A 23,340-nucleotide genomic window follows, 5' to 3' on the forward strand; every position below is an offset into this window, starting at 1 on the left:
CCCCCGCCGGTGGACAGCCCGCAACCGGCGGACCGGGCAGCGGCGCGCCTCAGTCCGCGCCGTCGGCCGTTCCGCCGCGACCCGCGACGGCGCCACGCGCGATCTCCGGCGCCTTCGTTCCCGACGAGGTGCTGGTGACGCTCGACGGCGGGGACGGCGTGGCAGCTGCGGTCGCTCAGCAGTTCGGCCTCGAGGTCCGCTCGGCGCGCGTCTCCAATCTTCTCGGCCGCACGGTGGTGCGCTTCGGCATTCCCGACGGCCGGCCGGTCGGCTTCGTGCTGGCGCAGCTTGCCGGCGACGGACGGCTCGCGGCGCGCGTGCCGAACCATGTTTTCCAGCTCCAGCAGGCGTCCGGCGTGGTCGGCTACGCCTTCGAGCGCATCGCGCTCGACGCGGCGGAGGCGAGCGGCGCGAATGTCAGCGTCGCCGTCATCGACACCGCGCTCGATCCGGAGCATCCGGCACTCGCCGGCGCGGTGGCGGCGGAACTCGACGCGCTGCCCGACATGGCGGTGAAGGATCGCGCGCACGGCACCTCCATCTCCGGCCTGATCGTCGGGCACGGGCCTTTCCGGGGGATGGCGCCCGGGGCGCGGCTCCTGCACGCACGGGCCTTCGAAGGCGGGGTTTCCAGCACGGACGTGCTTCTTTCGGCGCTCGACTGGGCGGCGGAGCAAGGCGCCGACATCGTCAATATGAGCTTCGTCGGCCCGGAGAACCCGCTGTTTTCCGCCGCATGCCGCAACGCCATGGAGCGCGGCATCGTGCTGGTGGCGGCTGTCGGCAACAACGGGCCGGGCGCGCCGTTCGGCTATCCAGCCGCCTATGACGGGGTGATCGCGGTCACGGCGACCGATGTCCATGACGCGCTGATGGGCGAGGCCAATCGCGGCCGCTACGTTGATCTGGCGGCACCCGGCGTGAACGTGATGGCGCCCATCCCCGGCGGCATGGATGCCGTCACGGGCACGTCCTTCGCGGCGGCCATCGTTTCGGGAGCCATCGCCAACCTGATGCGCAGCGGCGTCGAGACAGATCCGCTGGCGCTCGCGGCGCTGCTCGCCGAGACCTCGGTCGATCTCGGTCCGCCGGGACGGGACGATGATTTCGGAGACGGGCTGATCAATGCGAAAGCGGCGATGGCGCGCCGCTGAAACGGGGCATCCGGTCGGATGCTCACTCCGCAGCCGGGATCATCCTTCGTACGTCATGGACGCCCATCCCGGCCGACAAGGTCGACCGGGGCGAGGATGAGGCCGCCCGCGTCGTGCGCGCGGTGTGCGGTCACGCCGTAGACGTCCGCGAGCCGCGCATCCGTCAGGATCGTCTCCGGTGGACCGGCCGCCGCGAGAGCACCGTCCATCAACATTGCGATCTCGTCGCACCAGCGCGCTGCCAGGGTCAGGTCGTGCAGGGAGACGAGCACGGTACGGCCTTCATCGGCCAGGCGGCGCAGCGCCTGCATCATGGTGATCTGGTGGGCGGGGTCGAGGCCCGAGGCGGGTTCGTCGGCGACGAGCACCGGCGTCTCCTGGGCGACGGCCCGGGCTGCCAGGACACGGGCCTGCTCGCCGCCCGAAAGTTCCGTCGCGATCCGTTCGGCCAGAGCCGTCACATCCATCATCGCCATCGCGCGGTCGATCGCTGCGCGATCTCCGGCGGAGGCGGGACGGCCGAACGGGCGCCAGGGAAGGCGGCCGAGCGCGACGAGGTCACGCACCTTCAGGCGCCAGCCGATGGTGCGGGTCTGCGGCAGATAGGCGATCAGCCGGGCCCGCTCGGCGGTGCCGACAGTCGCCAGATCCTGCGGGCCGAGCGCCATCCTGCCGATGAACGGCAACTGGCCGGCGAGTGCGCGCATGAGGGTCGACTTGCCGGCGCCGTTCGGGCCGAGAAGGCCGACGACGCGGCCGGGCTCGATGGCGAGCGAGACGCCGCTGACGACCGGCCGCCCGCCGAGCACCACGCCGATGTCGTCGATCGCGAGCCGCATCACAGCATCTCCCGGCGCGCGCGCATGACAAGCCAGAGGAAGAAGGGTGCGCCGATCAGGGCCGTCAGGACGCCGACATTCAGTTCGCCCGCCGGCAGGATCAGGCGTGCGGCGCTGTCGGCTGCGAGAAGCAGGGCCGCGCCGCCGAGACCCGCGGGCAGGAGGAGGCTGCTCGGCAGGCGGTCGGTCAGCGGACGCAGGAGATGCGGGACGACGAGGCCGATGAACCCGATTGTGCCGGCCACCGCCGTTGCCGCGCCGACGGACAGCGCCACGCCCGCGACGATGAGAAACCGGGTCCGCCCCATATGGATGCCGAGGCTTTGCGCCGCGTCCTCACCGAGGGAAAGCGCGTCGATGGCGCGTCCCGACAGGGCGATCAGCAGCCAGCCGAGCGCCATCAGCGGCACGGCGAGCGCGACGTGCTCCATTGAGCGGTCCTTCAGCGAACCGAGCAGCCAGAAGATGATCTCGTAGGCGGCGAAGGGATTGGGCGACAGGTTGAGCACCAGCGAGGTGAGGGCGCCCGACAGGCTGGAGAGCGCCACCCCGGCGAGGATCAGGGTCAGGGTGGAGCCCTGGCGGGACGCGATGGCGAGCAGGATGAGCACGGCCGCAAACGCGCCGGCCAACGCGCCGGCCGGCAGCGTATAGAGCGAAGTGCCGGCAAGGCCGGAGTAGAAGATGGCGACGGCGCCGAGGGCGGCGGTGGCCGAAACGCCGATAATGCCCGGCTCGGCAAGCGGATTGCGCAGGAAGCCCTGCAGCACCGCACCCGCGAGGCCGAGGGAGAAGCCAATGGCGAGGCCGAGGAGGGCGCGCGGCAGGCGGATCTCCCGCATGATGATGCCCGCCGCTTCGCTGCCGCCGGCCAGAAGGCCGGAAACGCTCTCGCCGAGCCGAAGATCGGCCGGACCCACCAGCAGCGACAGGACGAACAGGGACAGGGCGAGCACGCCGAGGGCGCCGTTCAGCGCGAGGGGCCTCATCGGGGCGCTCCGGGTTCGGGACAGGGGGCGATCTCCTCGCGCAGGCGGACGAGCGCCCGCACCGCCTCCATCACCGCGGGGGCGCCGCAGGACCAGGAACCTTCCGGCACGAAAGCGCCGACGCGGGTGTCGGGGAGGGCGGAGATCGCCGGGTGACGGGGGATTTCCGCGCCGAGGGTCGGGGCGCCGGCGGGATCGCGCGTGATGATGACATCGGGCCTGCGCGCGACGATCTGCTCGACCGGGAAGGGCGACATCCCGACGACGCCGAGATCGGCGGCCAGATTGTCGAAGCCCGCAGCGGTGATGACGGAATCGGCAAGCGTTTCGCTGCCCAGCGCAACGCCGTTCTGCTCATAGGCGACGGCGGTCGGGCGCCGGTCGCATTGCCGGCGCTCGATGTCGGCGAGTTCCTTCGCGAAACCGTCGGCAATAGCGCGGGCCTTGTCTTCCTGCCCCAGCAGCGCGCCCATGCGGCGGACCTCGTCCGGTATGGTGTCGAGCGTCTGGACGAAGGAGAATTCCTCGACCGCGAAGCTGAGGCGCCGCAGCAGAGCGGTGGTGTTGTGCAGCGAGTAGGTGCCCGTGACGACAAGGTCCGGCTTCTGAAGGAAGACCTCCTCCGCGAGGCCGCGATTGGCGCCGTAGTTCTTCGCCTCTTCATGCAGCATCGAAAGGCCGGGTTCGCGGGCGAGGAACGAGACGGAGACGAGCTGGCCGGGCGCGGCGAGCGTCATGGCGAGCTGGTCGGTGCAGACGTTGAGCGACATGACGCGGGCCGGCGGGGAGGCGGACGCCGGCCCACAGAGAAGCGCGCCGGCAAGCAAGATGAGGCCGGGCCAGGATCGTCCATGTCTCCGGCCCGTTCCGCTCATGGCCTGAACTTCGCCTTGAAGCCGGCGAACACCGAGAAGCCCGGCGTGTTGAAGCCGCGCGCCGTCTGATAGTCCTGGTCGAGGATGTTTTCAGCGCGCACGTACAGTTCGGTGTCCTCCGTCGGTTTGTAGGCGAGCTTGGCGTTGACGAGGAGGTAGTCGTCAAGCTCGAAATCATTGCCGTCGAGCGTATCGATGTTGGCTTTGGCACTTGCCGATAGCAGCCACTTTTCGGCTGGGCGCGCGCTGGCCCGCAGCGCTATGGTGTGGCGCGGAATGCGGGTCAGGCGGTCGCCATTCTGGTCCAAGGAGCTTGTGTAGGTGTATGCGCCGCCGACTTCCAGCCAATCGTTCACGGCATAGGTGATTGATGTCTCGACACCGCGCTGGCGCGTGGTGCCCGGAAGCTGGGTGTAGCCGCCCGAATAGGTGATCAGATCATCGATCTTCATCTGGAAATAGGTAACATCAGCCACGAGGCGTCCGGCTAGGAGGCGTTGTTCGATCCCGGCGTCGAAGCCGAAGCTGGTTTCGGGCGTCAGGTTTGGATCCGCTCCGAACGGGCCGAACAGTTCGTTGAGGCTTGGCGCTCGGAATCCAGTGCCGAGCGAGGCGTGGAACCGCGTGTGGGTATCGACGAAGAGATAGGAACCGGTCGCGCGATAGGTGGTGTGGCCACCGAACTCGCTGTGTTCATCGTGGCGAATGCCGGCGGTTAGCGTCAGGTTTTCGACCGGGGTTGCAATGGCTTCGCCCCAGAAACCGGCGATATTGAAGTCGGCGTTGATCTCGGGGTTGAAGGCGCCCTCGGGGAACAGGGCCTTCTGCTTCTCGTAGTCGGCACCAGCCTGGATCGTCAACCAGTCGGCGGCATCGTAGGCGCCTTGGTAGTCAATCTTGTAGCGCCTGCCCTGATAGGTTCCATCAAAGATCGTTCCGGCAATCGAACGCGTCAGATCGAAAGTCTGCACTGAAAACGTATTCCGGAAGCGTCCGTCGAGCAGCGCGAGGTTGAAGCCGGCCCGTCCGGCCAGTTGCTTGCTGAGATTGGTGGCCGTCAGATTGTCGGTTGGTGGATTGAAAACCCCGACCGGGAAGAAGTAGCTGTCGTTGTCGAACTCCGCTTCCGCGTCGATGTAGAGCGCCGAGCCGAAGACGGAGAAGACATCCGAGAAGGCGTGCTCGCCATTGATGTCGAAGGTGACGTTCTCGTAGCCGTCCCGCTCGCTCCCCGAGGCGGCGGCCGAAATGCCGTCGGTGCGGAAACCGCTCAGGTTGAGCGCCAGCTTCGATCGCTCGCTCGCCGCCCTGAGGCCGTAGCCACCGCCGAACGTGCCGAAGGATCCGCCTTCGCCATGGACGATGTGGGTGACGCCGGGGTCGATGTCGCCCAGCGTCGACAGGCTGATGACGCCGGCGATGGCGTCGGAACCGTAGAGCGTGCTCTGCGAGCCCTTCAGCAGTTCGATGCTCTCGATCCCGCCGGTCAGCAGATACTGATAGGAGGTCTGCACCTGCGTGTTGGTCGGGTCCGCAATGTCGATGCCGTTGTAGAGCGTCTTGACGTAGCGGCGCGGCGCGCCGCGCACCGACAGGCTGCCCTCGGCGCCAACGCCGCCGGGCGACGATATCGAGACGCCGGGAAGCAGATCGAGATATTCGACAATGAGGGGAAGCGCCTGCGCTTCGATCCCTTGGCGCTCGACAAGCGTAACGCTGGACCCGACCTTGCTGCTTTCGGTCGGCGTTCGATTGGGGGTGACGACGATGGTGTCGAGCACCGTGCTTTGCGCCAGAACGGGCAGGATGCCGGCATTCAGCGCAACGGCGGCGCCGATGAAGGTGGGCAACAAGGGTGTTCGAGAATGCATTCGTGCTCCTCCAGGAAGCGAGAAAGGTTCAACTGCTGCTGGAGGGGCAAAGCGCTCGCGCCCGGTCGCCTTCCGCCAGCGATGACGGCACGTCACCGCTGCGAGAAGCACAGCTCCGGAAGCGTCCCGCATCCGGAAGGTGACGGCTCGAGGCAGGTTTCCTGGCTGACGCTTCAACGGTTTCCCCGCCTTCCCAGGCCTGCGGCCCAGTGGCAATCGGGGAACCTCAGCGCTCACAGTTGCGGGGGCAGCTGCGGCTCGGGCGTTCTGTCGGCGCCGTTCCGCATTCCCTTTTCTCCCGGTGCGATGCACGGCACCGATGGAGCACCTCAAGCGTGATCCCGGCTTAGCAAGGCGGTCCCGGAGCGTCAATCGGCGATGACGTGGCATCGGAGAAGGCCTCCCGGAGTCATCAACTGTCAGGAGGGACGGCATCCGGCTGTTGCAGAATCGGCTTCCGGTATCATTTTTGCGTCAGTCCTGTCGCAAATCCGTCATCGGATGGCGCCAGAACGGAGCAAACTCTTACAGTTCCGGGTGTTCCTGCGTTTTTTTGACAATGGGGTCCGGATGCGAAATGCTAAAAAAGAACCGTTAACGGGAACAATGGGAGTGCGTCGATGACGTTTTTCAAGAGCAATGGCGACAAGGTGCCGGGCCGTATCGAGGCGCTGGCGACCGAGGCGCGGGCCGGAAGGATGGACCGCCGCGAATTTCTCGCCCTGGCGAGCGCCTTCGGCGCTTCCACCGCAGCAGCATACGGCATGCTTGGCCTCGCCGCGCCGACGCCCGCCCTGGCGCAGGAGCCCAAGAAGGGCGGCGTGATCAAGATCGCCATGTTCGTCAAGGACAACAAGGACCCGCGCACCGCCGACTGGTCGGAGATCGCCAACGCGATGCGCCAGACGCTGGAGCCTCTGGTCAAGTACACGCGCGAGTTTACCTTCGAGGGCCGGCTGCTCGAAGGCTGGGAGGTCAATGAAGACGCGACCGAATATGTGCTGAAGGTGCGCCAGGGCGTCACCTGGAACAATGGCGACCCGTTCGGCGCCGACGACGTGATCTACAACATCAACCGCTGGTGCGACCAGACGGCGGAAGGCAATTCGATGCCGAGCCGCCTGGCGTCGATCGTCGACGCCGAGACCAAGAAGGTGCGCGAGGGCGCGGTGGAGCGGGTCGATGACTATACGATCAAGCTGAAGCTGAGCAGCCCCGACATCTCCATCATTCCGGGCCTGGCCGATTACCCGGCCCTGATCGTGCACCCGACCTTCGACGAGACGGGCCGCGACTTCGTCTCCAACCCGATCGGCACCGGGCCGTTCGAGCTGGTGTCCTACGCGGTCGGCGACCGGGTGGTCCTGAAGAAGCGCGAGGACGGCAAGTGGTGGGGCGGCGAGGCCTATCTCGACGGCATCGAGTTCATCGACTACGGCACCGATCCCTCGGCCACCGTCAGCGCCTTCGAGTCGGGCGAGATTCACGCCAATTACGAGACGACGGCCGACTTCATCGACATTCTCGACAGCCTCGACCTGGTCAAGTCCGAGGTGACCACGGCGACGACCATCGTCGCGCGCACCAACGTCAACAACAAGCCGTATGACGACCAGAAGGTGCGCCAGGCGATGCAGCTTGCCGTCGACAACGCGACGGTGCTGGCGCTCGGCTACGACAATGCCGGCGACGTGGCGGAAAACCACCATGTCTGCCCGATCCATCCCGAATATGCCGAGCTGCCGAAGATCGCCCGCGACACGGAGAAGGCCAAGGCGATGATGGAGGAGGCCGGCCAGCTGGACTTCGAGCACGAGCTGATCTCGGTCGACGAGGACTGGCACAAGAACACGGGCGACGCCATCGCCGCGCAGATGCGCGAGGCGGGGCTGAAGGTGAAGCGCACCGTGCTGCCGGGCTCGACCTTCTGGAACGACTGGACGAAGTATCCCTTCTCGATGACGAACTGGAACATGCGGCCGCTCGGCATCCAGGTGGTGGCGCTCGCCTACCGGACGGGCGAGGCGTGGAACGAATCCGCCTATTCCAACCCCGACCTCGACGCCAAGATCGAACAGGCCCTGGCGATCCCGGATCCGGACGAGCGCCGCGGCGTGATGAAGGACATCGAGCAGCACATCCAGGACGCGGGCATCATCATCCAGCCATACTGGCGCAAGCTCTACAATCATTCGGTTCCGGCCGTGAAGAACCACGGCATGCACCAGACCTTCGAGATCGATCTCGATAAGGTCTGGCTGGACGAAGCCTGATCCGAACATAAGAAGGGGCCCTCCGGGCCCCTTTTGCGCAGGCAGCCAATAACAACCTCCGACACAGGAGGAAGGGGAAACCGTGTTAAGCTTCGTTTCAAGGCGTCTCGGCGTCATGGCGCTGACCATGCTGTGTCTGACGCTGGTCGTCTTCTTCCTGGTCAATCTGGAGCCGAACCTGAAGAAGCTGGCCATCAGCCAGCTCGACATGCGCTCCTCCCAGGAGGATCTCGAAAGCTGGCTGCAGAAGAACGGCTACCGGCAGAACTTCTTCGTTCGCTACGGCCAGTGGCTGGGCGTCGTGCAGAAACAGCCGAACATCGATCCGCAGACGGGCGCGTCCGTGCCGCGTTTCGCCTATTGCGACGAACCTGCGGAAGCGCGCTATTCGGGCATCCTCCAGGGCGATTTCGGCTGCTCGACCAAGTTCAAGGTGCCCGTGGCGAAGAAACTGTTCCCGGCGCTGGGGGCGACGGGCATCCTGATGTTCTGGGTGATGGTGGTGATGGTGCCGGTGTCGCTCCTGATTGGCGTGCTGGCAGGCATGCGCGAGGGGAGCCGAACCGACCGCACCCTGTCGGTGGCCTCGATCGCCACCACGGCGACGCCGGAATATGTCTCCGGCGTCATTTTCGCGGTGATCTTCGCCTCCTGGCTCGGCTGGCTGAACGGCTCGGCGGCGACGGCGACGCGCGAGGGCATCAGCTTCTACAATTTCACCCTGCCGGTGATGACCATGGCCGTGTACGGGATCGGCTACATCGCCCGCATGACGCGCGCCTCGATGGTCGAGGTGATGACGCAGCAGTATATCCGCACGGCGCGGCTGAAGGGCCTCGGCTTCGGCGCGGTGGTGGTCAAGCACGCGCTGCGCAACGCGCTGATCGCGCCGTTCACGGTCATCATGCTGCAGTTTCCCTGGCTTCTGACCGGTGTCGTCATCGTCGAGGTGATGTTCCGCTATCAGGGCTTCGGCTTCACGCTGGTGGAGGCGGCGAGCAACAACGACATCGACCTCCTGCTCGGCTGTTCGCTCGTATCGGTGTTCGTGGTGCTGTCGACGCAGCTCATATCGGACGTCGGCTATGCCTATCTCAATCCGCGCATTCGCGTGCAGTAGGGGACAGGCGATGGACATCGAGTATATCGGCGCTTTCGGCATCATCCTCGGCGCACTGGCGCGGTTCTGGCCGGTCTGGACCGCCCTGGCGATCATTCTGGTGCTCAGCCTCCGGTTCAAGAAGAGTCTCGGCCTGTACGGGCAGCTGTTCGACACGGGCGTCGGCGTCGCCGGCGTGATGATCTGCCTGTTCTGGCTGTTCACGGCGATCTTCGCCGGCACCGTCGCGCCCTTCGATCCGCTGGCGCAGTTCCCGGTGATGAAGAGCATTCTGCCCGGCGCCATCGAACCCGGCAGCGGCCAGGCGTTCCTGTTCGGCGGCGACCGGCTGGCGCGCGACGTCTTCTCGCGCATGGTCTATGGCAGCCAGATCGTGCTGATCATCGCGCCGGCGGCGACGCTGTTCGCGCTGATGGTCGGAACGACGCTGGGCCTGCCGGCCGGCTATTACGGCGGGCGGGTGGACAGCATCCTGTCGTTCCTCGCCAATCTGGTGCTGGCCTTCCCGGTAATCCTGCTGTTCTACCTCCTGGTGACGCCGGGCATTCGCGAGACGCCGATCCCGCAATGGATGGCCGGGTTCTTCTTCATCTTTCCGATCGTCTTCTTCTCGCTGCTGTTCTACACGCGCTTCCGCGGCCGGCCGGAGCTTCTGGCCATACAGCTCGCGCTGACGCTGGTCATCGGCGGCTGGGTCTATGCGGGGCTGGTGTTCGACGCCGACCCGCTCGGCATTATCTCGATCAGCTCGAACCAGCTCAACATCTTCGTGGCGGTGGTGTTCGCTTCGAGCCCGGGCGTGTTCCGCATCGTGCGCGGGCTGGTGATGGACATCAAGACGCGCGACTATGTGGCGGCGGCGCAGACGCGCGGCGAGAACCCCTGGTACATCATGCTGTGGGAAGTGCTGCCGAACGCGCGCGGGCCGCTGATCGTCGATGTGTGTCTACGCATCGGCTACACGACCATCCTGCTCGGCACGCTCGGCTATTTCGGCCTCGGGCTGGCGCCGGAGAGCCCCGACTGGGGAACCGGCATCAAGGAATCGAGCCGGCTGCTCAGAGCCAGCGTCCATCCGGCGCTGCCGCCGGTCTTTGCGCTGATGTCGTTCGTGCTGGGGCTGAACCTCCTGGCGGACGCACTGCGCGAGCAATCGTTGAAGGATTAGGGCAGGGCCGCCGTGCCGCGCCACCGAAGGGAATAAACTGAGAGCGACGCCATGAACGAAGCCATCAGCATCACGCGCAGCCAGAAGGCCGGCGCGCCCATTCTCGAGATCGAGAACCTGTCCATCTCCTTCTTCACGCGGGCGGGCGAAATTCCGGCCGTGATGGACTTTTCCTGTCAGGTCATGCCCGGCGAGGCGATGGGCATTGTCGGCGAATCGGGCTGTGGCAAGTCGACGGTCTCGCTCGGCATCATGCGCGACCTGTCGAATGTCGGCCAGATCGTCGGCGGCCGGATCAAGTTCAAGGGTCGCGACATGGCCGAGATGAGCGAGGAAGAGCTCAGGCGCATCCGCGGCAACGAGATCGCGATGATCTACCAGGAGCCGATGGCGAGCCTGAACCCGGCGATGAAGATCGGCCGGCAGCTCATGGAAGTGCCGCTGATCCACGACAAGGTGTCGAAGGAGGAAGCCTGGAAGCGGGCGGTGGAGATGGTCGGCGCGGTGCGGCTGCCCGATCCCGAGCGGATCATGCGCTCCTTCCCGCACCAGCTTTCCGGCGGCCAGCAGCAGCGCATCGTCATCGCCATGGCGCTCCTGTCCAAGCCGGCACTGCTGCTGCTCGACGAGCCGACCACGGCGCTCGACGTGACGGTCGAGGCGGGCATCGTCGAACTGGTCAAGGGGCTCGGCAAGGAGTTCGGCACGTCGATGATCTTCGTGTCGCACAATCTCGGCCTGATCCTGGAGACCTGCGACCGCATCACGGTGATGTATTCGGGCGAAGCGGTGGAGACGGGCCGTATCGAAGACGTGTTCGACCGCATGCGGCATCCCTATACGCAAGGGCTGTTCCGCTCCATCCCGCTGCCCGGTGCCGACAAGAACGCGCGCCCGCTGATCGCCATTCCCGGGCAGCTGCCCCTGCCGCACGAGCGGCCGGAAGGCTGCAATTTCGGCCCGCGCTGTCAGCATTTCAAGGCGGGCGTCTGCGACGTGGCGGAGATCCCGATGCTCGAGGTGTCGGGGCATCAGCGGCATTTCTCGCGCTGCGTGCGCTTCGACGAGATCGACTGGCAGGCGCTGCCGGAAGGCGCGCTCGATGAACGCGAGCCGGTCAAGCCGGGCGGGCCGATGCTGCGCATCGACAATCTGAAGAAATACTACGAGGTGGCCGCGGGCTCGGTGTTCGGCGGCGGCGACGTGCGGACGGTCAAGGCCAACGAGGATGTCAGCTTCGAGGCGCGCGAATCCGAGACGGTGGCGATCGTCGGTGAATCGGGCTGCGGAAAGTCGACGCTGGCGAAGGTGCTGCTCGGGCTCGAGACGGCGACCGAGGGCGAGGTGACCCTCGCCAACGAGCACATCGAGGCGACGCCGGTGGAGGAGCGGGCGACCGATACCGTCGCGGGTATCCAGATGGTGTTCCAGAACCCGTTCGACACGCTCAATCCAAGCCATTCGGTGGGCTCGCAGATCATCCGCACGCTGGAGAAGTTCAAGGTCGGCCGGACGCTTGCCGAGCGCAAGGACCGCATGCTGGAACTGCTCGACCTGGTGAAGCTGCCGCGCGCCTTCGCAAACCGCATGCCGCGCCAGCTTTCGGGCGGGCAGAAGCAGCGCATCGGCGTGGCGCGCGCGTTCGCCGGCAACGCCAAGGTGGTGGTGGCGGACGAGCCGGTGTCGGCGCTTGACGTCTCCGTGCAGGCGGCCGTCACCGAACTCCTGATGGACATCCAGCGCAAGAACAAGACGACGATGCTGTTCATCAGCCACGATCTGTCGGTGGTGCGCTACCTGGCCGACCGGGTGGTGGTGATGTATCTCGGCCATATCGTCGAGCAGGGAACGACGGACCAGATTTTTGCGCCGCCCTATCACCCCTATACGGAGGCGCTTCTCTCGGCGATCCCGATCGCCGACACCTCGGTGCGCAAGAAGCACATCGTTCTGGAGGGCGACATCCCCTCGGCGATGAACCCGCCGTCCGGCTGTCCGTTCCAGACCCGCTGCGGCTACAAGGACCGGGTGCCCGGCGGCAAGTGCGAGCGCGAGGTGCCGCCGCTCAAGGATCTGGGCGAGGGGCACTACAGCCTGTGCTGGCTGGACGATGCGGCGCTGGCGGCGATGGAGCCCGTCATCAGCTTCGACGCGCGGAAGAAGCCCGGCAAGGCGGATGCAGCGAAGGCAAGGACCGGCGGCAAGCGCGCCGGCACGGCAGGACGGGGCGCGGTGAAGCGCGGTTCGGCGGCTGCAAGCCTGGTCTCGGCGCCCACCGCCGGAAAGGCGGCGAAGGCGGGCGAGGCCGGCCGGCCCGCTGGCATGCGCAAACCGAAGACGCCCGACGATCTCAAGCTCATCTCCGGCGTTGGCCCGAAGCTGGAGACGACGCTGAACGGGCTCGGCATCTACACCTATGCGCAGATCGCCGGCTGGAAGAAGGCAGAGCGTGCCTGGGTCGACGCGCATCTGAACTTCAAGGGCCGGATCGAGCGCGAGGACTGGGTGCGCCAGGCCAAGGCGCTGGCGAAGGGCGGTGTGGCCGAATACGTCAAGGTTTTCGGCAGGAAGCCGCGCTGAACGGTGCGGGCCGGCCCCATGCGGCCCGTCCAAACGTCGGTCGTCGGCCTTTTAATGGAGCATTGGTCATTTTTGCGCCATCTTGGCTTTGCCAATCTGCGCAAAACAGGAGAACCAAATGCGCTCGAATTCCGTAAGGCTGTCGCTTCTGGTGTTTCTGGCGATCGGCATGACAGGCCTGTTGGGCCTGCCGGCCAAGGCCAGGGAAGTACAGGCTGTCGCGACGACCGACCTCAACATGCGGCAGGGGCCGGGAACCCGGTACCGGCCGGTGCTGCTGGTTCCGCGGGGGGCGCGGGTTTCCGTTCTGCGCTGCACGAACGGTTATGAATGGTGCGAGATCAACTACGCCGCACGGGCGGGTTGGGTGGCAGCGCGCTATCTGCGCGACACGCGGCCGAACTACGATGACCGGCCTATCTCCGACATGGGCGCGATCCTCGGCCTGGAACTGTTCAATTTCGTGCTGAACGAACTGGCCGAGCGCGACCGGGATCGTGGGCGAGACCGTCCCGGTTATGACGGGGGACGCGATGATTACGATGGCGGGCGGCGCGGACCGGGGTCGCGCGAGGTCTGTTTCTACGAACACGCGAACTTCCGCGGAGAAAGCTTCTGCGCCGGGATCGGCGACGGCACCCGGCTGGTGAGCCAGTTCTGGAACGATCGCATCTCGTCGATCCGTGTCGGACGCCGCGCCTCCGTGCAGGTCTGCGAGCACGAGAATTTCGGCGGCTGGTGCGAAACGCTGCGCGACGACGTGCGTGAGTTCCGCGGCCGGCGCAACGACGCCATCTCGTCCTACCGGGTGCTGAGCGCCGGCAGCGGCGGTGGCGGTGGGGATTGGGGTGGCGGCGAGAGCTTCAGCCGCGCCTGCTTCTACGAGCATGCCGATTTCCAGGGCGCCAGAATCTGCTTCGATCGGGGGGAGGGCACCGCCCGACTGCCGCAGCAGTGGAACGACCGTATCTCGTCGATCCGCCTCGAGGGCGGCGCCCAGGCACGGGTCTGCGAACACGAGAATTTCGGCGGCTGGTGCCAGACCGTGCGGCGCGACATTCGACGGTTCCCCCAGCATTACAACGATCAGATCACCGCGATCGAAGTTTACTGAGACGCGGAGCGCGCAATCCGTGGCAACGCCGGGCCTTTCAGGGCCCGGCGTTTGCATTCTGCGTGGGATTCAAAATACATGAGTTCTAACATCATGTTATTGTTTCAAGATTTCGTTCGGAAAAAATTTGACCGATTGATAAAAAAATAATTCTGCGCTAGCCTTCCCCGCAATAACAAGGGGAATACGGAATGGCTGATGGTCTCTATGCGGACGGCATCGCCGCCGGCCGCCTCCCTGGCGAGGATTACGAGAAGAACTTTGCAGACCTGCATCCGCCGCTCGATGGCCATGAGGCCCGGGTGGAAGCGGATCGTTGCTATTTCTGCTACGACGCGCCGTGCATGACGGCCTGTCCGACATCGATCGACATCCCGATGTTCATCCGGCAGATCGCGACGGGGAATGCGCTGGGTTCGGCCAAGACGATCTTCGACCAGAACATCCTGGGCGGCATGTGCGCCCGGGTCTGCCCGACGGAAACGCTCTGCGAAGAGGCGTGCGTGCGCGAGGAAGCGGAGGGAAAGCCGGTGCAGATCGGCCGGCTGCAGCGTTTCGCTACCGATGCCGCGATGCAGGCGCAGCGGCAGTTCTACCAGCGCGGCGCGGCGAGCGGAAAGACGGTGGCGATCGTCGGTGCAGGGCCGGCCGGCCTTGCCTGCGCGCACAGGCTCGCGATGCATGGCCACGCCGTAACCATCTACGAGGCGCGTGAGAAATCCGGCGGGCTGAACGAGTTCGGCATCGCCGCCTACAAGACACCCGACGGTTTCGCCCAGGCCGAGGTCTACTATGTGACCGCCATCGGCGGCATCACCATCGAGCGCGGCAAGGCGCTCGGCCGCGACATCGCGCTCGCGGAACTGGCGCGGGCGCATGACGCCGTCTTCCTCGGCATGGGGCTGGCGGGGGTCAACGCCCTCAGGGCCGAAGGCGAGGATGTCGACGGGGTCGAGAATGCGGTCGACTACATCGCCATGCTGCGGCAGGCGGACGATCTCGGACGCCTGCCCATCGGGCGCCGCGTGGTGGTGATCGGCGGGGGCATGACGGCCATCGACGCCGCCGTGCAGGCGAGACTGCTCGGAGCGGAGGAGGTGACCATCTGCTACCGCCGCGGACAGGAGCAGATGAACGCCTCGCAATTCGAGCAGGATCTCGCGGCATCGAAGGGCGTCGCCATCCGCCACTGGCTGCAGCCGAAGCGGGTCATCGCCGAGAACGGCAGGGTGACCGGTATCGAGCTTGAATACACGGTGCTGTCGAACGGCCGTCTGGCGGGCACCGGTGAGACGCTGACGCTGAAGGCGGATCAGGTGTTCAAGGCCATCGGGCAGAGTTTTGATGCGGCTGGGCTGAACGGCAGCGGCGCTGCGGTCGCTCTGACCGGCGGCCGCATCCAGGTGGATGGCGAGGGGCGCACGTCGATGCCCAAGGTGTGGGCAGGTGGCGACTGTATCGCGGGCGGCGATGACCTTACGGTTTCGGCCGTCGCGCAGGGGCGGGACGGCGCCGAGAGCATTCACCGCGCGCTGGCGGGCTGAGGAGCAGGACCCATGGCAGATATCCGCAGTGTTTTCGCCGGCATCAAGTCACCCAATCCCTTCTGGCTCGCCTCGGCGCCGCCGACCGACAAGGCCTATAATGTCGAGCGCGCCTACAAGGCCGGCTGGGGCGGCGTGGTCTGGAAGACGCTCGGCGAGGACGGCCCGCCGGTGGTCAATGTCAACGGGCCGCGCTACGGGGCGATCTGGGGCGCCGACCGGCGACTGCTCGGCCTCAACAACATCGAACTGATCACCGACCGCGACTTGCATCTCAACCTGCGCGAGATCAAGCAGGTGAAGAAGAACTGGCCCGACCGGGCGCTGGTCGTGTCGCTGATGGTGCCCTGCGAGGAGCAGGCATGGAAGGCGATCCTGCCGCTGGTCGAGGAGACAGGCGCCGACGGGGTCGAGCTCAATTTCGGTTGTCCGCACGGTATGAGCGAGCGCGGCATGGGATCGGCGGTCGGCCAGGTGCCGGACTATGTCGAGATGGTGGTGCGCTGGTGCAAGCAGACGACGCGCATGCCCGTCATCACCAAGCTGACGCCGAACATCACCGACATCCGCCAACCGGCGCGCGCGGCGCACCGGGCCGGCAGCGATGCGGTGTCGCTGATCAACACGATCAACTCGATCACCGGCGTCAATCTGGACACGTTCGCGCCGGAGCCGACCATTGACGGCAAGGGGTCGCATGGCGGGTTCTGCGGGCCGGCGGTGAAGCCCATCGCGCTGCACATGGTGTCCGAGATCGCCCGCGACCCGGAGACGGCGGGCCTGCCGATTTCAGGCATCGGCGGCATCACCACATGGCGCGATGCGGCCGAGTTCCTGGCGCTCGGCGCCGGCAATCTGCAGGTCTGCACGGCGGCCATGACCTACGGGTTCAAGGTGGTGCAGGAGATGATCGAGGGATTGCAGAACTGGATGGACGCGAAGGGCCATGCGTCGCTCGACGACGTGATCGGCCGCGCGGCACCGAATCTCAGGGAATGGCAGCATCTCAATCTGAACTATGTGGCCAAGGCGCGCATCGACCAGGACATGTGCATCAAATGCGGGCGCTGCCACATCGCCTGCGAGGACACCTCGCATCAAGCGATCACCGCGATGGTCGACGGCAAGCGGCATTTCGAGGTGATGGAAGAGGAATGCGTGGGCTGCAACCTCTGCGTCAATGTCTGCCCGGTCGATGGCTGCATCGACATGGTGCCGCTGGCTGCGGGAACGCTGGACAAGCGCACCGGCGCGACCGTCTCCGCGGACTACGCCAACTGGACGACGCATCCGAACAACCCGATGGCGGCGGCAGCAAAGTAGCGGCGGCGGTCCGTTCGGCGCGCAGAACGGTCCTGGGCTTGGACCGGCGGGTCAGGGCAGCTTGTCGCTCGGTTGAAGCGGTCACCTGTCCTGACCTGATGCGCCGAAGCGAGGGATCGGCGCGCTTCCGCCTCAGGCGGCCTTGCGCCAGTCGAGGATGACGCCGCCCTGCTTCTCGAGGAAACGGCGCAGACGATCCTCATAGTCGAAGATGACGGCCTCGCGGACGGAGGGGCGCTCCGCAAGGGCCTCGCGCCATTTGACGACCTTCGGCAGGCCATCGAAGACACCGAAGTCGGCGATGGTGTCGAAGACGTCGAAATAGCGGAACGCCGGGGCGAAGACGGCATCGACCACGGTGAAGTCCGTCCCGGCGAAGTATGGGCCGTCGCCCAGTTCCGCTTCGACGCGCTTCAGCTTTGTGCCGATCGCGGTGAGGGCGTTGCCGAAGACGGTGCGGTCATGCGTCGTCTCCATCGTCCAGATATCCGAGAGGATCGACGAGCCGACCTCCATCCAGGCGCGATGGCGCGCGCGGGTCAGCGGATCCGCGGGGTGCAGGCGGGGCGCCTCGGTCTCGTCCAGATACTCGACGATGGCGGCGCTTTCGAAAAGGGCTTCCCCGCCGACCTGCAGGACCGGCACCTTGCCGAGCGGCGAAATCTTCAGGAACCAGTCCGGCTTGTTGGAGAGGTCGACGTCGATGCGCTCGAAGGCGACGTTCTTCTCGGCGAGCACGATTGCCGCGCGCTGGACATAGGGGCACAGGTCGAATGAGATGAGGATCGGTTTCTCGGCCATGGATGTCTCCGGGGAGCTGCGGATTGATATTGATGCAACTGCATCTATATTGGGGATGTCGCCGCGCATGTCAATATCAATGCAATTGCATTAAAAAAGGAGCTCTCCATCCATGACCCGGAAGCCTGACAGCGCCGCCGTCGCCGCCTGGATTTCCCTGGCCCGCGCACACCGCGTGGCGATGTGCGACGTCGAGGCCCGGCTGAAGGCGGCGGACCTGCCGCCGCTCGCCTGGTACGATGTGCTCTGGGAGCTGGAAAAGGCGGGCGAATGCGGCCTGCGGCCGTTCGCGCTGGAGAAGGCGCTGCTCTTCGAGCAGTATAATCTTTCGCGTCTCATCGATCGCATGCACAAGGCGGGTCTGGTGGAGCGCTGCTCCTGTCCCGACGATCGCCGGGGGCAGACGCTGCACGTCAACGATCAGGGCCGCGCCCTGCGGCAACGGATGTGGGACGTCTATGGCCTTGCCATTGCCGAGATCGTCGGCGACCGCCTCGACGCGGCCGAGGCCGAACGGCTCGCCACGCTGCTGGCGAAGCTGGGCTGAGCTGCATCGGAAGTGTCGGTATCTGTCAGCAGAAACGTGGTGGCATATTGAAGATAAAATTTATCCAGGATACAAAACATCCATGAATGAGGAGCTGACATGAAACTGAGCGAAGGCGTCGAGGCGGCCATTCATTGCGCAACACTTCTGGCGCAGCTGGAGGAGGGCAGGACGATGCCCGCCAGCGCGCTGGCGGAGTATCACGGCGTCTCGCCGAGCTATCTTCTGAAGCATCTCAAGGCCATGGCGTCGGCCGGCATCCTCGAATCGGTTTCCGGTCCGCATGGGGGCTATCGCCTGGCCCGCCGGCCGGAGGCGATCACGCTGCTCGACGTGCTGTTTGCGATCGAGGGACGGCAGCCGGCCTTCCGCTGCGCCGAGATCCGGCAGCGCGGTCCCGGAGCGCTGGAGCCGGAAACCTATGTGAAGCCCTGCGGCATCAATGTCGCGATGCTGAAGGCCGAACAGGCCTATCGCGCGGTGCTGCGCGAGACGACGCTCGTGTCGATTATCAGCGGCTACCAGGCGGAAGCGGATCCGCGCGCGATCGCCTTCGGCTGCGCCTTCGTCGAGCGCCACCAGCGCCCGCAGACCTGAATTCTTCAACCGCAACATGCAAGGAAAGACCATGGAACAGCGTCTCGATTTCTGGAAAGCCGAACCTCAGCTCATGACCGCCATCCTGGCGCTCAACGATGCCGCGGTCTCCTCGGGCCTCGAACACAGCCTCGTCCATCTCGTGAAGCTGCGGGCATCGCAGATCAACGCCTGCGCCTATTGCGTCGACATGCATTCGCGCGAGGCGCGCAAGGACGGCGAAAGCGAGCAGCGCGTCCATCTGCTGGCGGTCTGGCATGAATCGCCGCTCTACACGGAGCGCGAGCGGGCGGCCTTCGCATGGACGGAGAAGCTGACGAGGCTTGCCGACGGACCCGTCGACGATGCGCTCTACGCGCATGCGCTTGAGCATTTTTCCGAGCAGGAACTGGTCAAGCTGTCGGTCCTGGTGGCCGCCATCAATGTCTGGAACCGGCTGTGTGTCCCGTTCCGCGCCGTGCATCCGGTCAGCGAGACGTACACTGCCGCGGCCTGAGCCGGCGTCAACAACCCTCTGCGACGCGCAATAAAAGGAGAGTGGAATGCCAGCAGCGTTCGATATGCCCTTGCTTCTACTCGCCGGGCGTCTCCTGCTCGGCGGCGCCTTTCTCGTCGCCGGGTTGCGCAACCTCGGCAACATCCCATTCCTGACCGGCGTGATTGCCGGACGGGGAATGCCGCTGCCGCGGGCCGCCCTCCTTGCAGGCATTGTCATGCAGACCGTTGCCGGCGCACTCTTGATCGCCGGCTTCTGGACCGATATCGCGCTGGTCGGGCTTGTTGCCTTCCTTTTCGCGGCGACGCTGCTGTTCCACAATTTCTGGGACCATCAGGGCATCGACCGCGTCAACAGGATCAACGGCGTGATATCCAACGCCGCACTGACCGGCGGGATATTCATCATCCTGGCGGCTGGTTCGGGCGGTTAGATCGCCGTGCGTCCTTTCGGACGCCAAAGGACGATCTAGCCCAGCCCGCCGAAGCGGGCGCTGAACGCAACGGGTTCGACGGGGGCGGGCAGGCCGGTCTCGTCGAGCCATTTTTCGCTGACAGGGGCGAGCTGCCGGTAGATGTCGCGCACCATTCGGCCCGCATTCTCGCCCGGCCAGTCCTGCGGCAACAGCGCCTTGGGCAGGCCGGGGTCGCGCAGGACGATCCGGCGCCAGTCGTGAATGAGCAGGGTGCGCGCGGCCATCGCGTCGAGCGGCAGGTTCAGCGGCGCGCGGGAAAGCGCCCGGGCGAAGGGCGCATAGGTCGTCAGCAGGTTGGCGTAGGCATCGGCGATCTCGTTCGACGGCCACAGCGTGCGCAGCATTTCGGGGTGTTCGGCGCTGGCGCCGTGAATGATCAGCAGGTCGTCGAAGGTGGCGTCTCCATCGACCCCGAGCGTCCGGGGCAGGAGATGGATGCCGGCAGCGATCTTGAGGAAGCCACGTTCGTGAAGGGCCTCGTCGCGCGCTCCCGGATTCCACGGCGGTGCGATCGCCACGGTCCAGGAACCGTCCCAGGCAGGCGGGCCCGCCGCATAGATCCGCCGGGTGGCGAGATCGAAGGCATGCCGGCCATGCTCGTCCAGCGAGAAGAAGGAGTTGCGGCCGCGGCGTTCGCGCACCACCCAGCCGTCGCCCGCCAGGCGCGACATGGCGGTGCGCAGCGCGCCCGCCTCGACGCCGAGCCGCGCCATCACCTCCTGCAGGCCGGACAGCGGCGCCTCGCCGCCGCGCGGCACGACGGCATCGCCGAAGACGGTGATGACCAGCGACCAGACGCGCAGGCGGCCGCGCCGGTGCAGTCCGTCGATCAGGCCGGCAAGGGCGTTTTCGGCAGTGTCGTTGGGCGCATCCATGGGTTTCACATGCCACGGGATGCCGGGCGCGGGCAAGCGGCTTACGCCAGCCCTTTCACGCCGCTCACGAGAAGATGGGTGGCGAGGCGCGCATAGTCGGCGCGGCTGATGCCGCGATCCTCGCGGAACCACATGTAGAACCAGTTGAGCATGCCGAACAGGCTCATCGTCACCGGCTTCAGAAGGGGTTTTGCATCGAACGCCGCCGGGTTCATCTGGCGCACGGCTTCGGCGAAGACGGCGACCAGCCGGCGCTCCAGCGCCTTCAGCTCCTCCTGCTGGGCTTCGGGCAGAAGGCGCAGGCCGGAGAGCTGGACGCGGTGCTCGTTGTCGGCGTCGCGATAGGCTTCAAGGAGCGCTGCCACCAGGCCCTCGAGGCGCGCCGTGGGAGCCGCATCGGGATCATCGGCGCCCTCGACCGCCTCGACGAGTTCCTGCAGATGGGTGGCGATGATGTCGTAGAGCAGCGCTTCCTTGGAGGCGTAGTAGTGGTAGAGCAGCGCCTTCGAGACGCCCAACTCGCCGGCGAGCTGCGCCATGGAGGCGCGGTCATAGCCGTCGCGCGCGAAGATCGCCGCCGCGCCATGCAGCATGGCGTCGCGCTTGTCGTCATAGTCCTTGGCGCGGGTGCGGGCCATCAGGAGGGCAGCCTGGGGGCGGATGAAGGCATACCCCCCTCTGGCCTGCCGGCCATCTCCCCCTCAGGGGGGGAGATCGTCTCGTGATCAACGTCGGCTCGGCGCCCATCAGGGTCAGGGCCGGTCATCAAGACTGCCGATCTCCCCCCTTGAGGGGGAGATGGCCGGCAGGCCAGAGGGGGGCAATGCATGCTCGGCATGGCGGGCTCTCTCACCCCTTCTGTCGGTGGTCGACGATGCGCACGGCCTTGCCCTGGCTGCGGGCGACGCCGCCGGGCGCGGTGGCGTTGACGCGCACGGTGACGCCGACCACGTCCTTGATGCGGTCGCAGAGCTGGCGGCTGGCATTCGTCCGCAGATCGTCGCCGAGATCCGCCGACAGCATCTCCACATGGATCGTCATCGCGTCCATGCGGCCCTCCTGCGTCAGCTCGATCTGGAAATGCGGGGCGAGGCCCTCGACCGCCAGGATCTGCTCCTCGATCTGCGTCGGGAAGACGTTGACGCCGCGCAGGATCATCATGTCGTCGGAACGGCCGGTGATCTTCTCCATGCGCCGCATGGAGCGCGCCGTGCCGGGAAGAAGCCGCGTCAGGTCGCGCGTGCGGTAGCGGACGATGGGGAAGGCCTCCTTGGAGAGCGAGGTGAAGACCAGTTCGCCCTTCTCGCCGTCCGGCAGGACAGCGCCGGTCTCGGGATCGATGATCTCGGGATAGAAATGATCCTCCCAGATGTGCAGCCCGTCCTTGGTCTCGACGCATTCATTGGCGACGCCCGGGCCCATCACCTCCGACAGGCCGTAGATGTCGACGGCATGCATGTCGAATGCGTCCTCGATCTCGGCGCGCATGGCGTTGGTCCATGGCTCGGCGCCAAAAATGCCGACCTGCAACGGGCTCTTGCGCGGGTCGAGGCCCTGCGCGCGGTACTCGTCGAGGATCGACAGCATGTAAGATGGCGTGACCATGATCGTGTGGGCGCCGAAATCCTCGATCAGGGTGACCTGGCGGGCCGTCATGCCGCCGGACGCCGGCACCACGGTGGCGCCCAGCCGCTCTGCGCCGTAATGGGCGCCGAGACCGCCGGTGAAGAGGCCGTAGCCATAGGCGACATGCACCACGTCGCCGGGCCGCGTGCCGGAAGCGCGGATCGAGCGCGCCATCACTTCGGCCCAGATGGAGATGTCGTTGTGGGTGTAGCCGACGACGGTCGGCTTGCCGGTCGTGCCGGAGGAGGCGTGGATGCGGGCGACTTTCTCCCGGGGCACGGCGAACATGCCGAAGGGATAGTTCTCGCGCAGGTCGGACTTCACGGTGAAGGGAAATTTCGAGAGGTCCGAAAGCTGCTTCAAATCGTCGGGATGAACGCCGGCGGCGTCAAAACTCTTCCGGTAGTGCGGCACGTTCTCGTAGGCGTGCTTCAGCGACCATTTCAGCCGCGTGAGCTGGAGGGCGGCGATCTCGTCGCGCGAGGCGATCTCGATCGGGTCCAGATCTTCCTTCCTGGGGGTCAGGTCCTTCATGCTCTTCTCCCGAAATCCTGCCTGCGCTCAGGCCTCGTCGTTGAAATGCCTGCCTTCGATGGTGCGCGAATTGCCGCGGAACTCGGCGATCAGGCGGTTGTTCTGGTCGGTCACCCGCACGTCGTAGATGCCCGACCGGCCGAACCGCGCGACCTCGCGGGCCTCGGCTTTCAGGCGGTCGCCGAGCCTGCCCGGCGCGATGAAGGTGATGGAATTGTGCTGCGCCACGGCAAGCTGGTTGTAGGCGTTGCAGGCGAAGGCGAAGGCGGAATCGGCCAACGTGAAGATGAACCCGCCATGGCAGATATCATGCCCGTTGGTGTGATGCTTCTCCACAATCATCGACAGGGTGGCGGTGCCCGGGCCGACCGCATCGAGGGCGCAACCCAGCCATTTCGAGGCGTCGTCGCGCGCCCACATCGCCTCGGCGCTGCGCTCGGCGATCTGCTGTGGAGACAGTTGCATCTGTGACATTTAGGCTCCTCCCGAGGCCGGTCGATGAAAACAGAGTTGCATAAACCGACCGGTCGGTCAATAAT

General features: G+C 66.0%; 21 protein-coding genes and 1 riboswitch. Of the genes, 12 read left to right on the forward strand and 9 right to left on the reverse strand.

Translation table 11 applies throughout. The features are described from left to right. Positions 1 to 1,154: S8 family serine peptidase (locus NA2_RS00005; protein WP_008592791.1), on the forward strand; the 1,154-nt coding region annotated here is incomplete at its 5' end. A gap of 53 nt (positions 1,155 to 1,207) precedes the next feature. Here the strand turns inward: NA2_RS00005 and NA2_RS00010 are convergent. From NA2_RS00010 to NA2_RS00025, 4 genes are all read right to left on the reverse strand, one after another. Then, positions 1,208 to 1,993 (reverse strand): ABC transporter ATP-binding protein, encoded by a 786-nt coding sequence (locus NA2_RS00010; protein WP_008592792.1) that lies wholly within the window; start codon positions 1,991 to 1,993, stop codon positions 1,208 to 1,210. Further along, positions 1,993 to 2,982, reverse strand: coding sequence for a FecCD family ABC transporter permease (locus tag NA2_RS00015; protein ID WP_008592793.1), 990 nt, complete (start codon positions 2,980 to 2,982; stop codon positions 1,993 to 1,995). The genes NA2_RS00010 and NA2_RS00015 overlap by 1 nt, the downstream gene beginning before the upstream one ends. Next, positions 2,979 to 3,752, reverse strand: a complete 774-nt coding sequence (locus tag NA2_RS00020; RefSeq protein ID WP_244423557.1) for an ABC transporter substrate-binding protein — start codon at positions 3,750 to 3,752, stop codon at positions 2,979 to 2,981. Before NA2_RS00020 ends, NA2_RS00015 begins: the two co-directional genes overlap by 4 nt. Before the next feature lie 101 nt (positions 3,753 to 3,853). Next, positions 3,854 to 5,728: a TonB-dependent receptor plug domain-containing protein gene (locus tag NA2_RS00025; protein WP_051011476.1), complete on the reverse strand. Its 1,875-nt coding sequence runs from the start codon at positions 5,726 to 5,728 to the stop codon at positions 3,854 to 3,856. 134 nt (positions 5,729 to 5,862) lie between these two features. Further along, positions 5,863 to 6,070, reverse strand: a riboswitch (cobalamin riboswitch). A 278-nt stretch (positions 6,071 to 6,348) separates the two neighbouring features. Here NA2_RS00025 and NA2_RS00030 point away from each other — a divergent pair. From NA2_RS00030 to preA, 7 genes are all read left to right on the forward strand, one after another. Beyond that, positions 6,349 to 8,001, forward strand: coding sequence for an ABC transporter substrate-binding protein (locus NA2_RS00030; protein WP_008592799.1), 1,653 nt, complete (start codon positions 6,349 to 6,351; stop codon positions 7,999 to 8,001). 82 nt (positions 8,002 to 8,083) lie between these two features. Further along, a complete protein-coding gene (locus NA2_RS00035; protein ID WP_192814144.1) occupies positions 8,084 to 9,121 on the forward strand; it encodes an ABC transporter permease in 1,038 nt (345 codons plus the stop codon). 10 nt (positions 9,122 to 9,131) lie between these two features. Beyond that, a complete protein-coding gene (locus tag NA2_RS00040) occupies positions 9,132 to 10,289 on the forward strand; it encodes an ABC transporter permease (protein WP_008592803.1) in 1,158 nt (385 codons plus the stop codon). A gap of 51 nt (positions 10,290 to 10,340) precedes the next feature. After that, complete coding sequence (locus NA2_RS00045) at positions 10,341 to 12,869, forward strand: dipeptide ABC transporter ATP-binding protein (RefSeq protein ID WP_008592805.1); 2,529 nt, start codon at positions 10,341 to 10,343, stop codon at positions 12,867 to 12,869. 118 nt (positions 12,870 to 12,987) lie between these two features. Continuing rightward, on the forward strand, positions 12,988 to 13,983 hold the full coding sequence (locus tag NA2_RS21210) for a peptidase inhibitor family I36 protein (RefSeq protein WP_008592807.1): 996 nt from the start codon (positions 12,988 to 12,990) through the stop codon (positions 13,981 to 13,983). A 191-nt stretch (positions 13,984 to 14,174) separates the two neighbouring features. Continuing rightward, on the forward strand, positions 14,175 to 15,527 hold the full coding sequence (locus NA2_RS00055) for an NAD(P)-dependent oxidoreductase (RefSeq protein WP_008592809.1): 1,353 nt from the start codon (positions 14,175 to 14,177) through the stop codon (positions 15,525 to 15,527). A gap of 12 nt (positions 15,528 to 15,539) precedes the next feature. Next, positions 15,540 to 16,850: an NAD-dependent dihydropyrimidine dehydrogenase subunit PreA gene (gene preA / locus NA2_RS00060; RefSeq protein WP_008592811.1), complete on the forward strand. Its 1,311-nt coding sequence runs from the start codon at positions 15,540 to 15,542 to the stop codon at positions 16,848 to 16,850. A 132-nt stretch (positions 16,851 to 16,982) separates the two neighbouring features. On the opposite strand, the gene NA2_RS00065 is transcribed toward preA, so the two are convergent. Next, a complete protein-coding gene (locus NA2_RS00065) occupies positions 16,983 to 17,651 on the reverse strand; it encodes a glutathione S-transferase family protein (protein ID WP_008592813.1) in 669 nt (222 codons plus the stop codon). Positions 17,652 to 17,763: 112 nt separating this feature from the next. Here NA2_RS00065 and NA2_RS00070 point away from each other — a divergent pair, with 112 nt between their 5' ends. From NA2_RS00070 to NA2_RS00085, 4 genes are all read left to right on the forward strand, one after another. After that, a complete protein-coding gene (locus tag NA2_RS00070) occupies positions 17,764 to 18,198 on the forward strand; it encodes a MarR family winged helix-turn-helix transcriptional regulator (RefSeq protein ID WP_008592815.1) in 435 nt (144 codons plus the stop codon). Positions 18,199 to 18,297: 99 nt separating this feature from the next. Continuing rightward, positions 18,298 to 18,795, forward strand: coding sequence for an RrF2 family transcriptional regulator (locus NA2_RS00075; protein WP_008592817.1), 498 nt, complete (start codon positions 18,298 to 18,300; stop codon positions 18,793 to 18,795). A 31-nt stretch (positions 18,796 to 18,826) separates the two neighbouring features. After that, positions 18,827 to 19,291: a carboxymuconolactone decarboxylase family protein gene (locus tag NA2_RS00080; protein WP_008592819.1), complete on the forward strand. Its 465-nt coding sequence runs from the start codon at positions 18,827 to 18,829 to the stop codon at positions 19,289 to 19,291. Between the two features lie 64 nt (positions 19,292 to 19,355). After that, positions 19,356 to 19,724, forward strand: a complete 369-nt coding sequence (locus tag NA2_RS00085) for a DoxX family protein (protein WP_244423558.1) — start codon at positions 19,356 to 19,358, stop codon at positions 19,722 to 19,724. Positions 19,725 to 19,759: 35 nt separating this feature from the next. Here NA2_RS00085 and NA2_RS00090 read toward each other — a convergent pair whose 3' ends face one another. The 4 genes from NA2_RS00090 to paaI all read right to left on the reverse strand — a co-directional run bounded on the left by NA2_RS00090 (position 19,760) and on the right by paaI (position 23,266). Further along, positions 19,760 to 20,641 (reverse strand): PaaX family transcriptional regulator, encoded by an 882-nt coding sequence (locus NA2_RS00090; protein ID WP_008592823.1) that lies wholly within the window; start codon positions 20,639 to 20,641, stop codon positions 19,760 to 19,762. Between the two features lie 41 nt (positions 20,642 to 20,682). Further along, on the reverse strand, positions 20,683 to 21,279 hold the full coding sequence (locus NA2_RS00095; protein ID WP_008592825.1) for a TetR/AcrR family transcriptional regulator: 597 nt from the start codon (positions 21,277 to 21,279) through the stop codon (positions 20,683 to 20,685). A 211-nt stretch (positions 21,280 to 21,490) separates the two neighbouring features. Next, positions 21,491 to 22,801 (reverse strand): phenylacetate--CoA ligase PaaK, encoded by a 1,311-nt coding sequence (paaK, locus tag NA2_RS00100; RefSeq protein ID WP_008592826.1) that lies wholly within the window; start codon positions 22,799 to 22,801, stop codon positions 21,491 to 21,493. 27 nt (positions 22,802 to 22,828) lie between these two features. Next, a complete protein-coding gene (gene paaI, locus NA2_RS00105; protein ID WP_008592829.1) occupies positions 22,829 to 23,266 on the reverse strand; it encodes a hydroxyphenylacetyl-CoA thioesterase PaaI in 438 nt (145 codons plus the stop codon). Between the last annotated feature and the right edge of the window lie 74 nt (positions 23,267 to 23,340).

This window comes from Nitratireductor pacificus pht-3B, from assembly GCF_000300335.1.
GTDB lineage: Bacteria > Pseudomonadota > Alphaproteobacteria > Rhizobiales > Rhizobiaceae > Nitratireductor > Nitratireductor pacificus.

What these genes read in the sequence shown, in the direction of transcription:
- NA2_RS00080 (WP_008592819.1), top strand. Translation starts at nt 18,827, where the DNA reads ATGGAACAGCGTCTCGATTTCTGGAAAGCCGAACCTCAGCTCATGACC.
- NA2_RS00030 (WP_008592799.1), top strand. Translation starts at nt 6,349, where the DNA reads ATGACGTTTTTCAAGAGCAATGGCGACAAGGTGCCGGGCCGTATCGAG.
- NA2_RS00010 (WP_008592792.1), bottom strand. Translation starts at nt 1,993, where the DNA reads ATGCGGCTCGCGATCGACGACATCGGCGTGGTGCTCGGCGGGCGGCCG.
- NA2_RS21210 (WP_008592807.1), top strand. Translation starts at nt 12,988, where the DNA reads ATGCGCTCGAATTCCGTAAGGCTGTCGCTTCTGGTGTTTCTGGCGATC.
- paaK (WP_008592826.1), bottom strand. Translation starts at nt 22,801, where the DNA reads ATGAAGGACCTGACCCCCAGGAAGGAAGATCTGGACCCGATCGAGATC.
- NA2_RS00040 (WP_008592803.1), top strand. Translation starts at nt 9,132, where the DNA reads ATGGACATCGAGTATATCGGCGCTTTCGGCATCATCCTCGGCGCACTG.
- NA2_RS00055 (WP_008592809.1), top strand. Translation starts at nt 14,175, where the DNA reads ATGGCTGATGGTCTCTATGCGGACGGCATCGCCGCCGGCCGCCTCCCT.
- paaI (WP_008592829.1), bottom strand. Translation starts at nt 23,266, where the DNA reads ATGCAACTGTCTCCACAGCAGATCGCCGAGCGCAGCGCCGAGGCGATG.
- NA2_RS00025 (WP_051011476.1), bottom strand. Translation starts at nt 5,728, where the DNA reads ATGCATTCTCGAACACCCTTGTTGCCCACCTTCATCGGCGCCGCCGTT.
- NA2_RS00090 (WP_008592823.1), bottom strand. Translation starts at nt 20,641, where the DNA reads ATGGATGCGCCCAACGACACTGCCGAAAACGCCCTTGCCGGCCTGATC.
- NA2_RS00085 (WP_244423558.1), top strand. Translation starts at nt 19,356, where the DNA reads ATGCCCTTGCTTCTACTCGCCGGGCGTCTCCTGCTCGGCGGCGCCTTT.
- NA2_RS00075 (WP_008592817.1), top strand. Translation starts at nt 18,298, where the DNA reads ATGAAACTGAGCGAAGGCGTCGAGGCGGCCATTCATTGCGCAACACTT.
- NA2_RS00070 (WP_008592815.1), top strand. Translation starts at nt 17,764, where the DNA reads ATGACCCGGAAGCCTGACAGCGCCGCCGTCGCCGCCTGGATTTCCCTG.
- NA2_RS00045 (WP_008592805.1), top strand. Translation starts at nt 10,341, where the DNA reads ATGAACGAAGCCATCAGCATCACGCGCAGCCAGAAGGCCGGCGCGCCC.
- NA2_RS00020 (WP_244423557.1), bottom strand. Translation starts at nt 3,752, where the DNA reads ATGTCGCTCAACGTCTGCACCGACCAGCTCGCCATGACGCTCGCCGCG.
- NA2_RS00095 (WP_008592825.1), bottom strand. Translation starts at nt 21,279, where the DNA reads ATGGCCCGCACCCGCGCCAAGGACTATGACGACAAGCGCGACGCCATG.
- preA (WP_008592811.1), top strand. Translation starts at nt 15,540, where the DNA reads ATGGCAGATATCCGCAGTGTTTTCGCCGGCATCAAGTCACCCAATCCC.
- NA2_RS00015 (WP_008592793.1), bottom strand. Translation starts at nt 2,982, where the DNA reads ATGAGGCCCCTCGCGCTGAACGGCGCCCTCGGCGTGCTCGCCCTGTCC.
- NA2_RS00065 (WP_008592813.1), bottom strand. Translation starts at nt 17,651, where the DNA reads ATGGCCGAGAAACCGATCCTCATCTCATTCGACCTGTGCCCCTATGTC.